9 protein-coding genes, 4 pseudogenes and 1 other annotated feature are annotated in these 14,383 nt (G+C 58.6%); of the genes and pseudogenes, 7 read left to right on the top strand and 6 right to left on the bottom strand.

All coding sequences use genetic code 11. From position 1 onward, the window contains the following. Positions 1-282: 282 nt before the first annotated feature. Together cysB and topA are read right to left on the bottom strand one after the other, a co-directional pair. A complete protein-coding gene (gene cysB, locus SOPEG_RS13600; protein WP_025245757.1) occupies positions 283-1,257 on the bottom strand; it encodes an HTH-type transcriptional regulator CysB in 975 nt (324 codons plus the stop codon). Positions 1,258-1,455: 198 nt separating this feature from the next. Continuing rightward, complete coding sequence (gene topA, locus SOPEG_RS13595) at positions 1,456-4,044, bottom strand: type I DNA topoisomerase (protein WP_025245756.1); 2,589 nt, start codon at positions 4,042-4,044, stop codon at positions 1,456-1,458. Between the two features lie 419 nt (positions 4,045-4,463). Here topA and SOPEG_RS13590 point away from each other — a divergent pair, with 419 nt between their 5' ends. Then, a complete protein-coding gene (locus SOPEG_RS13590; RefSeq protein ID WP_025245755.1) occupies positions 4,464-4,715 on the top strand; it encodes a YciN family protein in 252 nt (83 codons plus the stop codon). Between the two features lie 475 nt (positions 4,716-5,190). Here the strand turns inward: SOPEG_RS13590 and sohB are convergent, their stop codons facing one another. Further along, positions 5,191-6,237: a protease SohB gene (gene sohB / locus SOPEG_RS13585; RefSeq protein WP_025245754.1), complete on the bottom strand. Its 1,047-nt coding sequence runs from the start codon at positions 6,235-6,237 to the stop codon at positions 5,191-5,193. Between the two features lie 315 nt (positions 6,238-6,552). On the opposite strand from sohB, the pseudogene SOPEG_RS13580 reads away from it, so the two are divergent. Beyond that, positions 6,553-7,315 (top strand): annotated as a pseudogene (locus tag SOPEG_RS13580) (YciK family oxidoreductase). 53 nt (positions 7,316-7,368) lie between these two features. Beyond that, positions 7,369-7,958 (top strand): annotated as a pseudogene (cobO, locus tag SOPEG_RS13575) (cob(I)yrinic acid a,c-diamide adenosyltransferase). 154 nt (positions 7,959-8,112) lie between these two features. On the opposite strand, the gene rluB reads toward cobO, so the two are convergent. The 3 genes from rluB to rnm all read right to left on the bottom strand — a co-directional run bounded on the left by rluB (position 8,113) and on the right by rnm (position 11,033). Beyond that, positions 8,113-9,000 carry a 23S rRNA pseudouridine(2605) synthase RluB gene (gene rluB, locus SOPEG_RS13570; protein ID WP_025245753.1) on the bottom strand — a complete coding sequence of 296 codons (888 nt, stop codon included), beginning with the start codon at positions 8,998-9,000 and terminating at the stop codon, positions 8,113-8,115. Between the two features lie 472 nt (positions 9,001-9,472). Beyond that, positions 9,473-10,093, bottom strand: coding sequence for an L-threonylcarbamoyladenylate synthase (locus SOPEG_RS13565; RefSeq protein WP_025245752.1), 621 nt, complete (start codon positions 10,091-10,093; stop codon positions 9,473-9,475). A gap of 52 nt (positions 10,094-10,145) precedes the next feature. Then, on the bottom strand, positions 10,146-11,033 hold the full coding sequence (rnm, locus tag SOPEG_RS13560; protein ID WP_038468781.1) for an RNase RNM: 888 nt from the start codon (positions 11,031-11,033) through the stop codon (positions 10,146-10,148). A gap of 168 nt (positions 11,034-11,201) precedes the next feature. On the opposite strand from rnm, the gene trpL reads away from it, so the two are divergent. The 4 genes and pseudogenes from trpL to trpD all read left to right on the top strand — a co-directional run bounded on the left by trpL (position 11,202) and on the right by trpD (position 14,380). Then, complete coding sequence (gene trpL, locus SOPEG_RS30930) at positions 11,202-11,261, top strand: trp operon leader peptide (protein WP_148296350.1); 60 nt, start codon at positions 11,202-11,204, stop codon at positions 11,259-11,261. After that, positions 11,235-11,343 (top strand) — a sequence feature (Trp leader region). (Overlaps the previous gene by 27 nt.) 30 nt (positions 11,344-11,373) lie before the next feature. Next, positions 11,374-12,920, top strand: a pseudogene (locus tag SOPEG_RS13555) (anthranilate synthase component 1). Beyond that, positions 12,920-13,491, top strand: a pseudogene (locus SOPEG_RS13550) (glutamine amidotransferase-related protein). Before SOPEG_RS13555 ends, SOPEG_RS13550 begins: the two co-directional pseudogenes overlap by 1 nt. A gap of 16 nt (positions 13,492-13,507) precedes the next feature. Further along, a complete protein-coding gene (gene trpD, locus SOPEG_RS13545; protein WP_025245750.1) occupies positions 13,508-14,380 on the top strand; it encodes an anthranilate phosphoribosyltransferase in 873 nt (290 codons plus the stop codon). Positions 14,381-14,383 lie beyond the last annotated feature (3 nt).

The following is a 14,383-nucleotide window of genomic DNA, read 5'->3' as shown; positions in this document are numbered from 1 at the left end:
GCAACGTTTTCATAACACAGAGGGATTATTGCTGCGATGGGTAAAACCGTGAGCGCTGCCATGGCGCCAAGGCAGGCGCTGAGAACGGCCTGCGAACACGCCGCCGCGGCAATCGCGGCACCGGCGCCAGCGTCGCCCGCCGCGAGGGGGATGACGGCGTAGACGGCGCCCCTGCGCACAAACGCAAACGGCACATTGGCGCAACTGGCCGGCAAGCGGACATGGCCTGAAATCGCGTCTCTCCCACCGGAGTGATGACGACCGGCGGATCAAGGGGCGCGGTTACTTCACCGGTAACTTGATGTCCTTGAACATTGCTTCGATGTCTTCATTGGAACGCAACGCCACCGCCGTATCCACCACATCGCGGGTCAGATGTGGCGCGAAACGATGAATAAAATCATACATATAACTGCGCAGGAACGTGCTGCGGCGAAAGCCAATCTTGGTGGTGCTCTGGGCGAACAGATCGTCGGCGTTGATTTTAACCAGATCCGGATCCGCTTGGGTATTCACCGCCATATTGGCGATGACGCCGACGCCCAACCCCATGCGCACGTAGGTTTTGATCACATCCTCATCGGTGGCGGTGAACACGATACGCGGCGTCAGGCCGGCGCGATTGAAGGCGATATCCAGCTCGGAACGGCCGGTAAAACCAAAGGTATAGGTCACCAGCGGATATGCCGCCAGTTCGTCAATCATCAGCGATTTATGACCGGCCAGGGGATGATCCGGCAGCACCACGATGGCCCGATTCCAATGATAACAGGGCAGCATCACCAAATCGTCATACAGATGCAGCGCTTCGGTGGCAATGGCGAAATCCGCGACGCCCTTTGACACCGCTTCGGCGATTTGGGTCGGCGACCCCTGATGCATATGCAGCGATACCCGCGGGTAGCGCTCGATAAACCTCTTGATCACGTCCGGCAGGGCGTAACGCGCCTGGGTATGGGTGGTCGCCACATACAGCGATCCTTTATCGGGATAAGTATGCTCCCCCGCGACCGCCTTGATGGCGTCGACCTTGGACAGCACCTCACGCGCGATGCGGATTATCTCCTGGCCCGCCGGCGTGACCTGGGTCAGATGCTTGCCGCTGCGGGCGAAAATCTGCACGCCGAGTTCATCCTCCAGCATCCGCACCTGCTTGCTGATGCCGGGCTGAGAGGTGTAGAGCCCCTCGGCGGTAGAAGAGACATTCAGGTTGTGGTTAACCACTTCCACAATATAACGAAGTTGCTGCAATTTCATTTGCTTGTCCTGACGAATACCCTGAACCTGACGCACGGCGAGATGCCGCCGAGCAGGCGACTCACCCGGTTCCGCGAAAGCGCTTAAAAGCGTTGGTTATGACTCATACTATTTAATCATAAAAAAACACTTAATATCACTTAATTATCAATTAAAAAAAAAGCCAACCGCGAGGTTGGCTTCGTGGCGGCAACGCCATTACTTTTTGGTCACCTGCCAGTGACCATCCACGTAGAAAGCGGTCCAGCCGGTGGCTTTGCCGTCCTTTTCCGCCGAGACATATTGCTGCTTGGTTTTCCGGCTGAAACGCACCAGGGTGCTATTGCCTTCGTCATCCTCAACGGGCGCATCGGCCAAATAGCGCAGTTTTTCCGGCAGGCGGTCGCGGAAACGAGCCAGCTCCGCCACCAGCGGCGCGCGGGTTTCACGGGATTTCGGGAACGTGTTGGCGGCCAAAAAAACCCCCGCCGCGCCGTCACGCAGTACAAAGAAGGCGTCCGACTTCTCGCAAGGCAGCTCGGGCACCGGCACCGGATCTTCTTTCGGCGGCGCCACATCGCCGTTGCGCAGGATCTTGCGGGTGTTCTTACAATCATCGTTGGTGCAGGCCATGTATTTGCCAAAACGCCCCAATTTCAGGTGCATATCGGCGCCGCATTTTTCACACTCCACCACCGGGCCGTCGTAGCCCTTGATCCGAAACTCACCCTGTTCGATGTCATAGCCGTCGCACAGCGGGTTGTTGCCGCAGACGTGGAGTTTACGCTGGCCGTCGATGACATAGCTGTCCATAGCGGTACCGCATTTCCCGCAACGACGGCGTGCGCGCAGCGCGTTAGTTTCCGCATCGTCGCCCTCAAGCATGTTCAGGGTTTCCGCTTCCGGGATCAGATTAATGGTGTTTTTGCAGCGCTTTTTCGGCGGCAGCGCGTAGCCTGAACAGCCCAGGAACACGCCGGTGCTGGCGGTACGAATCCCCATCTTGCGGCCGCAGACCGGGCAATCGATGCTGGTCATCACCATTTGATTGGGCCGCATACCGCCCTCTTCGGGATCTTTTTCGGCGTTTTCCAACTGCTGGCTGAATTTGTCGAAAAACGCGTCAAGCACGCTTTTCCACTCCTGTTGATTGGCCGCCACCTGATCGAGGGTATCCTCCATGTTGGCGGTAAAATCGTAATTCATCAGCTCGCGGAAGTTCTCTTCTAAGCGATCGGTGACGATTTCGCCCATTTTCTCCGCATAAAAACGGCGATTTTCCGCATGGACATAGCCGCGATCCTGAATGGTGGAGATGATCGACACATAAGTCGAGGGCCGGCCAATGCCGCGTTTTCCCAGCTCTTTCACCAGCGAAGCCTCGCTGTAGCGGGCGGGCGGCTTAGTGAAATGCTGGCTGGGCAGCAGCTTGCTCAGCGTCAGCGTCTCGCCCACCTCCACCGCCGGCAGGGTCCGATCTTCATCGCCCTTGCGCAGCGCCGGCATCACTTTGGTCCAGCCGTCGAAACGCAGGGTTCGGCCGCGGGCGCGCAGCTGAAACTCGCCGGCGGTGACGGTCAGCGTCGTGGAGTTGTATTGCGCCGGCGTCATTTGACAGGCGACAAATTGACGCCAGATCAGCTGATACAGTTTCTGCGCGTCGGCTTCCATGTCTTTCAACTGCTCCGCCAAGGCATTGACATCGGAGGGGCGGATCGCCTCATGCGCTTCCTGGGCGTTATTTTTACTGGCGTATTCGTTGGGCTGTTTCGGCAAATACGGATTGCCGAATGACGCGCTGATATAGCCGCGCGCCATGTTAAGCGCATCCTGACTCAAATTGGTGGAGTCAGTACGCATATAGGTAATATGTCCAGCTTCATACAGCCGCTGCGCCAACATCATGGTTTTCTTTACGCCATAGTCCAGGCGGGTGCTGGCCGCCTGCTGCAGCGTTGAGGTGGTGAACGGAGCCCCCGGTTTGCTGCTGGTAGGCTTATCGTCACGATCGCTGACCACATACTCCGCATTTTCAAGCCCGTCGAGCGCGGCCTGAATTTGCTGCTGATTCACCGGTTTAAAGGGTTTTTCCTGCTGATGCGTTACTTGCATCGCCAGGGAAGACGCCTGCGCCGTCTGTAGATCGGCGTGCAGTTCCCAATACTCTTCCGGCACAAAGGCTTTGATTTCCCGCTCGCGCTCCACGACCAGCCGGACCGCCACCGATTGGACCCGTCCAGCCGACAGGCCACGGGCGATTTTTTTCCACAGTAAGGGCGAGACCATATAGCCCACGACACGGTCCATGAACCGCCGCGCCTGCTGGGCGTTGACCCGGTCAATATTCAGCTCGCCCGGCTGTTCAAAGGCCTGAGCTATCGCGTTGCGGGTAATTTCATTGAAGACCACCCGGCTAAAACGCTTATCATCGCCGCCGATAACTTCCCGCAGATGCCAGGCAATCGCCTCCCCTTCGCGGTCAAGGTCGGTTGCGAGGTAGATATGATCGGCTTTTTCCGCTAGCGCTTTTAGCTCGGTCACCACTTTCTCTTTACCGGGCAAAATCTCATACTGCGCTTTCCAGCCATGGTAAGGATCGATACCCATTCGGTTGACCAACGCGCGCTGCGGGTCCGGTTTGCCTTTTTTCTTTTTACTGGCGTCGGCGCTCTTTTGACTGGCTGAACCGCTGGTCGGCAAATCGCGGATGTGACCGACGCTGGACTTAACCACGTAGTCTTTGCCTAAATATTTATTAATCGTTTTAGCTTTGGCCGGCGATTCAACGATAACGAGAGCTTTACCCATTTTTACCTTTACCTGAGTGATGTCTTCTGCAATTAAGAAGTTTTTTGCGCCAGACCCTGGCTGGGCATACCTCTTTTTTATATTGCGGCAGCGCCGCCAAAAATCAACCTGTTTTTGTCGCGTTCACACGACCGAAGCGCAGTAGGTCAACTTCTTGTTAATTCGCTTATTTTTATAATAAGCGCCGGTAATCGCTGCTTATTTCCCCGCTAATTGGTAACAAAACAACCACCCGACGCGCTGAGGGCCACACTGTACATGATAAAAAAACTGGTGCAACCAATAAGCGGGGGAAAAAATAGTTTTACCCGCTACGCAATTAGCAAAACCGTAAACTAAACGAATAAACCTTAGTCGGTTTGCCGACAAACACAACCGGGTATTACAATAGGGCACGCGTTAACACAGGAGTGACAAATATGCACAGCAGCACCATCGCTATCGACAGAAAAAGTCTGTTAGAAGAAGCAAACCGGATAATTCGCGACCATGAAGACTATACGCACGAAATGCTGGCCACCGAGGTGGAACAGAAAGGGCCGGTGCTGGTTTTTCGCGGTGAATTTTTTCTTGATGAGCAGGGAATACCGACGCAGAAAACCACTGCCGTCTTTAATATGTTCAAGCATCTCGCCCACGTCCTATCGGAAAAATATCATCTGGTGGACTGATATAGCGCCCCGGTGCCGCAGCCGACGCCGTCATTAACGCCCGGCGTCTGGCCCGATCGGCCGCCATCGACATTCAACGCGGGTTAAATCCCGCGCCGGCGCGCGTTATCAAACGAAAGACCGGGCTGAAAAATTCAGCCCCGCCGGGGCGTCGCCTGTTACGCCTGATGAGAAATTTAATGAGACCAATGCCGAGGCGAAGTGCGCGCCAAACCGCCGTCCGCGCGTGGAAGCGCGAGGCTCGCGTTGAAACTAGACAGTATCTCAACCTGCCGGGCGCGCCGCTTTCGTTGCGAAAGCGCGTAGGACACGGCATAAGAATTACCGCTTCTCGGGCAATAAGTTATTTCCCACGCCTCGCAGGGGGGCCAGGCCCAGAGTCAGGCCGCCTGGGTGCGGCGAAACCCTCTGGCCCCAATGTCACCCTAGCGGCGGTTGCCTGCGGCGGCGTAGCAAGCTTGCTGCAGCCTGCGGATTACAGCAGCGGCTTGTGCGAGCGCTGCCAATAGCGCAGAAGCCGTTGTTCCAGGCTCAACACGGCGCTATCGGTGAAGCGACTCATCCAGCGTTTCGGCCGGCTAAAACGCACGCTTATTACCTCATGGCGCGCCAATTGCTCAATAAGCACATCGTCGCTGGTCCCGATAGCATCCACCAGCCCCAAATGCTGCGCCTGCTCGCCATACCAATGTTCGCCGGTGGCGACGGCGTCCACATCCAGCGCGGGACGCATGCGCTGAACAAAGGTCTTGAACAACTGATGGGTCTCATTCAACTCCTGCTGGAACTTTTCGCGCCCGGCGGGGGAATTTTCGCCAAACAGCGTCAGCGTGCGTTTGTAGGCGCCGGCGGTATGCAGCTCCATATCAATATCGTTACGTTTTAATAAGCGATTGAAGTTGGGGATCTGGGCAACCACGCCGATGGAGCCAATAATGGCGAAGGGGGCCGCGACAATGCGGTCTGCAACGCAGGCCATCATATAACCGCCGCTGGCGGCGACCTTGTCCACCGCCACGGTGAGCGGTATGCCCTTTTCCCGCAGCCGTTGAAGCTGCGATGCTGCCAGGCCGTAACCGTGTACCACCCCGCCGGGGCTTTCCAGGCGCAGCAGCACTTCGTCTCCCGATTTGGCAACCGACAGCACGGCGGTAATTTCTTCGCGCAGCGAGCTCACTTCGCCGGCATCCATACTGCCGGTGAAGTCCAACACGTACAGACACGAACGTGACGCCGCGTTATCACCCCGCTTCGCCCGCAGTTTGGCCTGTTTGGCGTCGGCTTTATCCTGCTTTTTGTGCCGTTTATGCCAAATGCCCTTCTCGGCTTCACCCATCCGGGCCAGCTGCATTTCACGCTGCCTTTCGCGATACTGTTTGCCCAGGTCCTGAATGTGAATCTGTCCTTTGCGCTGGCGTGACCGCATGCGTAAGCCAAACACCAGCAGTAATAGCACGCCGATAGCCAGCACCACGGTAAGGGTTTTGGCCAGGAAAAGTCCGTACAGCGAAATAAATTCCACAAAACCACCTTGCTAATAATGAGAACCGTTGACAACTATTCTAGCCAAGGCGCCGCGCCGCGTCGCCTGGAAAATCAGAATATTGCCGCCGGGGTCAAGGGTTCCCGTCCCCCGCCGCCGCAGGGACACGACCCGCGGGCCAAACCCGGGTCGCCGTAACGGCAATGCCCCCGGCGTCGGCGTCGATGAGGTCGACATCGGATTCCCGGCGATTGAAATACCCTGCTGGATCAGGCATAAAAAGAGATAAGTCTGTCCATGGGAGCCACGATAATCGGCGATTGGCGGCAACGTTTCCTAGCTGAGGAGTGAGGCGTGTATTATCAGCCCAAACGTAATTTACTGGATCATAAACGCATTCTAGTGACCGGCGCCGGTGACGGCATAGGCCGCGAGGCGGCCCTGACCTATACCCGCCACGGCGCATCGGTGCTGTTGCTTGGTAGAACTGAACATAAACTGAACACGGTGAAACAGGCCATCGCCGAGGCCGGCGGGCGTGAGGCTCGGGTACTGGTGCTGGATTTGGCCTGCACCGAGCCGGCGCCCTATCAGCGGCTGGCCCAAAGTCTTACCGACGAAATCCCCCACCTGGACGGTTTACTCAATAACGCCGGCCTTTTGGGGAAAATCGTGTCCATAGCCGAGCAAACCCCCGCGCGCTGGTCAGAAGTCATGGCGGTGAATATCAACGGCACCTTTATGCTAACGCAAGCGCTGCTACCGCTGCTGCTCAAAGCCAGCAGCCCGTCGCTGATTTTCAGCACCTCCAGCGTGGGCCGCCAGGGCCGGGCAAACTGGGGCGCTTATTCGGTATCCAAGTTCGCCACCGAAGGAATGATGCAGGTACTGGCGGAGGAGTATCCCGCATCGACGCTGCGGGTCAATTGTATTAACCCCCGGCGGCACCCGAACCGGCATGCGCGCCAACGCGTTTCCAACTGAAGATCCGGACCGGCTGAAAACCCCGGCCGATATCATGCCTATCTATCTTTACTTGATGGGCGACGACAGCCGGCGTAAAACCGGCATCAGCTTTGACGCACAGCCCGATCGTAAACCCGGTCCGGCGACCTGATACCCGGCCGCTATTGCCGCCACGGCGATGCGGCCTTGATGGAGAGGGCTTTTATGGATGCCAGGCGTCATCAACAGCGTCAGCAGCGGTTAAAAGAAAAAGTCGATGCCCGTATCGACGCCGCGACCGAACGGCGCGGGATCGTGATCGTCTTCACCGGCAACGGTAAAGGCAAGACCACCGCGGGTTTCGGGACCGTGACCCGCGCCGTGGGCCATGGGTTACGCGCCGGGGTGGTGCAGTTTATCAAAGGCCAGTGGCCTAACAGCGAGCGCCGGCTGCTGGAGCCGCACGGCGTCGAGTTTCAGGTGATGGCCACCGAGTTTACCTGGGAGACGCAAAGTCGCGAACTTGACGGCGCCGACGCGCGCGATACGTGGCACCACGCCCGGCGAATGCTGGCGGACGACACGCTGGATGTCGTGCTGCTCGATGAGTTGACGTATATGATAAGCTACGATTATCGGACCGCGAGGAGGTCATCGCCGCCCTTAACGCGCGTCCCGCGGGGCAAAGCGTCATCATCTCCGGGTGCGGCTGCCACCGACAGTTGCTGGACATGGCGGATACCGTCAACGAGATGCGGCCGGTTAAACACGCTTTCGATGCCGGCATCATGGCGCAGCAGGGCATTGATTGGTGACACTGTCACTTAATGGTTTTTTTTAATTTGTCCCCGCAGGCGCCTGCCGTGTGACGTGACGCGGCCACCTTACACGGCATCCCGTGGCGTGCCGCTCTGGGGGGCGCGTCTTGGACCCGGGCGGTATTCACCCCTGGCGCCGTTGCCGTTGCCGTTAGCCTATGCCGTTATTGCGCTTACTGCTTTGCCCGCCGCGGCGCGAGGGCACTCGTTGGCTACTGCGCTTGACCGCCCGCCGGATCTGCGTGGCCTTCAGGCGGCGGCGATCGCGCTCTACCGGCAGCTTGGTCACCGATGCAAGCGGCAACTGCACTTTTTCGCGCAGGTAATTGATATTGTCGAGCGGCAGTTCGGTCCAGCCGCCGCGCGGCAGCCCCTTGGGCAGCGTGACGTCGCCGTAGCGCACGCGGATAAGCCGGCTGACCTGGACGCCCACCGCCTCCCACAGGCGCCGCACCTCGCGATTGCGCCCTTCCGTCAGCGTCACATTGTACCACTGGTTCAGGCCCTCGCCCCCTTGAAACGTCAGGCTGCGAAAGGCCGCCGGACCGTCTTCCAGCTGTACGCTACGGGTCAGCTGCCGCAGTTTTTCCTCATCCACCACGCCGAAAACACGCACGGCATATTCCCGTTCGATTTCACAGCTCGGGTGCATCAAGCGATTAGCCAGTTCCCCGTCGGTAGTAAATAACAATAGCCCCGACGTATTAATGTCCAGGCGGCCGACGGCCACCCAGCGGGCATTATTAAGACGCGGCAGGCGATCAAAAACCGTTGGCCGCCCCTCGGGATCGTGGCGCGTACAGAGTTCGCCTTCCGGCTTATAATAAGCCAACACGCGGCAAAGCGTGTCTTCCACCGGCTTAATGGTGATAATGCGGCCATCCACCCGGATCTTAGTGATGCTGGTGACCTCTACGCGATCGCCCAATGTAGCGACGTTACCGTCTACACTCACGCGGCCTTGTTCAATAATGGCTTCGATTTCTCGGCGGGAACCCTGTCCGGCGCGGGCCAGGACTTTTTGCAGTTTTTCGCTCATGGCGAACCTCGCATGTCGCCTTCACAGGCGCCAGATGGATGTAAATATATTAAAATCAATTAGTTAAATTAAATCACTTGCGCCATTATACAGCAATACACTACCCGCTGTAAGCTTTATTCGCCCGCGCGAGCATTGCTGGGTGAAACGAGGCCGCGTCCGTCACCGCCGCGGCAGTAAGATTACGAGCGACCGCCCTGTCTTGCGGTAACGGTTCGCGAGCCGGGGTCATTCCCTTGTACGGCACCCGCGTCCCTCGACGCTCAGCCACTGCTCACCCCCTGCGCCCGTCGGCGGGCATTCCTTTGCGCCGCGCCAGCACGACCCTAAGCCCATCGGCGGAGATTCCGCTGACTTCCAAAGCGCGGGAGCTCAGCCGCCGGCGGCCTGTGAAATCACACTACGGGAGAGCGTCTTGGCGCCGCCCTAGCCTGCAGTCAGTTTATCAGCGCCCCACTCGCCGCTGCTTGCCTCACAAAAACGGCGAGACATCGCCCACCCCCTGGCGTACCACCCGCGGCGCCGGGTCGGTCAGATCGATGACCGTGGTCGGCTGTTGGCCGAGGAAACCGTCGTGGATGACCAGATCCACCTGTTTACCCAGATGGTCGCGAATAGACTCCGGATCGGATTCAGCAAAATCATTGCCCGGCAGCATTAAGGTGGTGGACATCATCGGTTCATCCAGTGCCTCAAGCAGCGCCAGCGCGATGGGGTTCGACGGCACGCGCAGGCCGATGGTTTTGCGTTTGTCGCTCATCAGCCTACGCGGCACTTCCTTGGTGGCCTTCAGGATAAAGGTATATTTGCCGGAGGTATTATTTTTCATCAGCCTGAACGCCTGATTGTCCACCTGCGCATAGGTGGATAATTCAGAAAGATCGCGGCATACCAGCGTAAAATTGTGATGGCCGTCCAGCTGGCGAATGCGACAAATACGCTCCATAGCCGTTTTGTCTTCAAGCTGGCAGCCCAGGGCGTAACCGGAGTCGGTAGGATAGACAATGACCGCGCCTTTGCGCAGCAAATCAACCACCTGGCTGACCAGACGCGGCTGCGGATTATCCGGATGAAGGGTAAAAAACTGACTCATTAATCAAACACTCCTTATTAGGGCGGCCGGCAAAGGACACGGGCTACCAGGTTTATCCCTCTGCGGTGGCGGGGGGATGGGCGGCAGGCAACACAGGCCAGTCACGCCATACCGGCTCAATCCCTCCCGGCAGCCACAATTTGCGACCCAGCTCAATCCATGCGCAGGGTTGATGAAAATCGGACCCTTGTGAAGCAAGAAGGTGATAATCACGGGCGTAGCCCGCAAGCTGACTCCTTTCCTGCGGCGACTGCTGACACTGCGCGACTTCCATGGCGTCACCGCCGGCGGCGGTAAACTGCGCCAGCAGCCGTTTCAACCACTTGGCCGAGAGTTGATAACGTCCCGGATGCGCCACTACCGCCTGTCCCCCTGCTAGGTGGATCGCTTCAATCGCTTCTTCTATTGTACACCACTGTGGCGGGACATAGCCGGTTTTCCCCCGCGACAAATATTTTTTAAACACGTTGCTGACGTTGCTGGCCACGCCCAGGCTCACCAGATAGCGCGCGAAATGGCCGCGGGTGACCAGATCGTCCTGCGCCAGTTGTCTGGCCCCGTGCCAGGGATCATGAATACCCGCCTTTACCAGCCTTTCGGCGATAGCCTGCGCGCGCGCCAAGCGATGCGCGCGCTGTGATGCCAAAAGCGTCGTTAGCGCCGGGTGAGAAGGCGCCATGCCCAATCCGACAATATGGATCTCGTGGTGTTGCCAGAGGGTGGAAATCTCCACCCCCGCCACCAGGTTAAGCGGCAAGCGCAGCGCCGCAATCGCCTCCCGGGCAGGCTCGAGGCCATCGACGGTATCATGATCGGTTATCACCAGCACCGTGACGCCCATCGCCTGGGCGCGCACCACCAGTTCCCGGGGCGTGAGCAGGCCATCGGAGGCGGTAGTATGGCTGTGCAGGTCATAAATCACCCGCAGGGGGGATGTCATCGGTTGTGCTGTCAAGGGAGTCTGCCCGTGGTTTACATTGCCCTCCATGATAGCGGTAAACCGAGCTGAATCGAACTAGTGGATTTATTTTCGTCAGCGCCACCATTAAGGTTAACTTTTTATCTCTGAACTAGTTTACTAGTACGCAGTTAAACACACGCCTTCGAGATGCTAAAAATGATGACATCTATAACCGTACTGCTTCGCTGGTGGCGCACTTCCCTTTAGCGGGTGGTGTTATCATGCGTCGCTGTCATCAGACAGAGCAAGATCCCCACTAGCCCGCTGCTGCATCAGCGGGCTTTTTCATGGGCGACAATCAGGAAATCAGATAATGCAAATGCCAACCAGCCAGTACCAGATAGAATTGCTGCACGAGCAGGCCCCTTACCGTCCCGACCCTACGGCGATGTTCAACCAGTTGTGCGGCGCACGTCCCGCGACACTGCTGCTGGAATCGGCCGAGATTGATAAGAAGCATGATCTCGAAAGTATGATGGTTGTCGATAGCGCGCTGTGTATCACCGCCCTCGGCCAGACCGTCACGCTGCAGGCGCTGCGCTGTTGCCGCTTCTGGACGCCGCTTTGCCGCAGCAGGTCACGGTCATTACCCACTCCTACGGCCGCGAGTTAACCTTCCCGGAGACGGAACAGGCCGTGGATGAGGACGCCCGCCTGCGCTCGTTGTCGGTTTTTGACTGTTTGCGCCTGCTGTTGACGCTGTTTGGCCAGCCGCCGGACGCGCCGAAAGCGATGTTTGTCGGCGGCCTGTTCGCCTATGATCTGGTCGCGGGCTTTGAATCCCTGCCGCCGCTGCGTCCAGGCCAGCGCTGCCCCGACTACTGTTTTTATCTCGCCGAAACGCTGCTGATCCTCGATCATCAGCAGCAGACCTGCGAATTGCAGTGCAGCCTGTTCAGCGCCAATGTGGCGGAAAAGCAGCGGTTGCAGCACCGGCTTGAGCAATTACAGCATCAGTTTACCCAGGCGCCGGAACCGATCCCGCATCAAGTCATCGACACCATGACGCTGACTTGCAGCCAGAGCGACGAGGAGTACGGCCAAAACGTGCGCCTCATGCAGCAGGCGATCCGCGAGGGGGAAATTTTCCAGGTGGTGCCGTCGCGGCGCTTCTCCCTCCCCTGTCCTTCGGCGCTCGCCGCCTACCATAAGTTGAAGAAAAGCAATCCCAGCCCGTATATGTTTTTCATGCAGGACAATGAATTTACCCTGTTCGGCGCCTCGCCGGAAAGCTCGTTGAAATACGACCCCGACTCCGGGCAGATTGAAATTTACCCCATCGCCGGCACCCGCCCCCGCGGTCGCCGCACCGACGGCACGCTCGATGCCGATCTCGACAGCCGTATCGAGCTGGAAATGCGCGCCGATCATAAAGAGCTGGCCGAACATCTGATGCTGGTGGACCTGGCGCGCAACGATCTGGCGCGCATTTGCGAGCCGGGCACCCGCTATGTGGCCGATCTGACCAAAGTCGATCGCTACTCCTTCGTGATGCATTTGGTGTCGCGGGTGGTAGGCCAGCTGCGCGCCGACCTTGACGTGCTGCACGCCTACCGCGCCTGTATGAACATGGGCACCCTGAGCGGGGCGCCGAAGGTCCAGGCGATGCAGCTTATCGCCGAAGCGGAAGGCGAACGCCGCGGCAGCTACGGCGGCGCGATAGGTTATTTCACCGCCGCCGGCGCGCTCGATACCTGCATTGTCATCCGTTCCGCCTATGTCGAAGACGGCATCGCCACGGTACAGGCCGGGGCGGGCGTGGTACTGGATTCCGTGCCCCAGGCGGAAGCCGACGAAAGCCGCAACAAAGCACGCGCCGTTTTGCGCGCCATTGCTACCGCCCACGACGCAAAGGAGCTGTTTTGATGGCCGACATCCTGTTACTCGATAACATCGACTCATTTACCTATAATCTGGTGGATCAACTGCGCGCCAACGATCATCGGGTGGTGATTTACCGCAACCGGCTGCCGGCCGGACTTATCACGCGGGCGCTCAGTGAAATGGAAAATCCGATCCTGATGCTGTCGTCGGGGCCCGGCCCAGGCCGGCTGTATGCCGGCACTGCTCACCCAACTGCACGGCCGGTTACCGATCATCGGCATCTGCCTGGGGCATCAGGCGATAGTGGAAGCCTACGGTGGCCACGTCGGCCAGGCGGGCGAAATTTTGCACGGTTAAAGCCTCGCCTATCCGCCACGACAATCAGGGCATGTTCGCCGGTCTGCCGAATCCGCTGCCAGTGGCGCGCTATCATTCGCTGGTCGGCAGTCAGGTGTCGGACTCGCTGACGGTTAACGCCCACTATAACGACATGGTGATGGCGGTACGCAATGACGCCGATCGCATCTGCGGCTTCCAATTCCACCCTGAATCCATTTTAACCACCCAAGGCGCACATTTGTTAAATCAAACGCTCGCTTGGGCGCTGGCGTAACCACAAGGACCTTTTTATGCAAGCGATACTGGAACATCTCTACCAGGGCGGACGAATCAGCCGTGAACAAAGCCAGCAGCTGTTCGGGGCCATCATTCAAGGGCAATTGGCGCCGGAACAGCTGGCGGCCGCCCTTATCAGCATGAAAGTGCGCGGCGAATACCCCGAGGAAATCGCCGGCGCCGCCGGCTGCGGCGCCAGGGTGGCCAAGCACGGCAACCGCAGCGTATCCAGCCGCTCGGGTTCTTCCGACCTGCTGGCGGCGTTCGGCATCCGGCTGGATATGCCGGCGGCGCTGTCGCGCCAGGCGTTAGATGAACTGGGCATGTGTTTTTTGTTCGCGCCGCAGTATCATTCCGGCTTCCGTCACGCGATGCCGGTACGGCAACTGTTGAAGACCCGTATCCTGTTTAATGTGCTGGGGCCGCTGATAAACCCGGCCCGTCCGCCGCTGGCGCTGATTGGCGTCTATAGCCCGGAATTGGTATTGCCCATCGCCGAAACGCTGCGCGTGCTGGGCTACCAGCGCGCCGCGGTGGTCCACGGCGGCGGCATGGACGAGGTGGCGCTGCACGCGCCGACTCAGGTGGCGGAGCTGCGTGACGGCGCGATTGAAAGTTACACCCTGAGCGCGGCGGATTTCGGCCTGTCGCCCCAGCCGGCAGAGGCGCTACGCGGGGGGTCGCCGGAAGAAAACCGTGACATTTTGGCGCGTTTGTTACAAGGTAAAGGTGAACACGCGCATGAATCCGCCGTCGCCGCCAACGTGGCCCTGCTGCTCAAATTGTTCGGGCAGGAAAATCTCCGTGACAACACCCATCGGGCGCTGGAGGAAATTCGCAGCGGTGCCCCCTATGCGCGCGTGATGGCCCTGGCAGCAAGAGGATAAGAA

The sequence above is a fragment of the Candidatus Sodalis pierantonius str. SOPE genome, assembly GCF_000517405.1.
In the GTDB taxonomy this organism is placed as follows: Bacteria; Pseudomonadota; Gammaproteobacteria; order Enterobacterales; family Enterobacteriaceae; genus Sodalis_C; species Sodalis_C pierantonii.
Note: the sequence above shows the minus strand (reverse complement) of the source record. Positions and strands in the feature narration are given on the sequence as shown.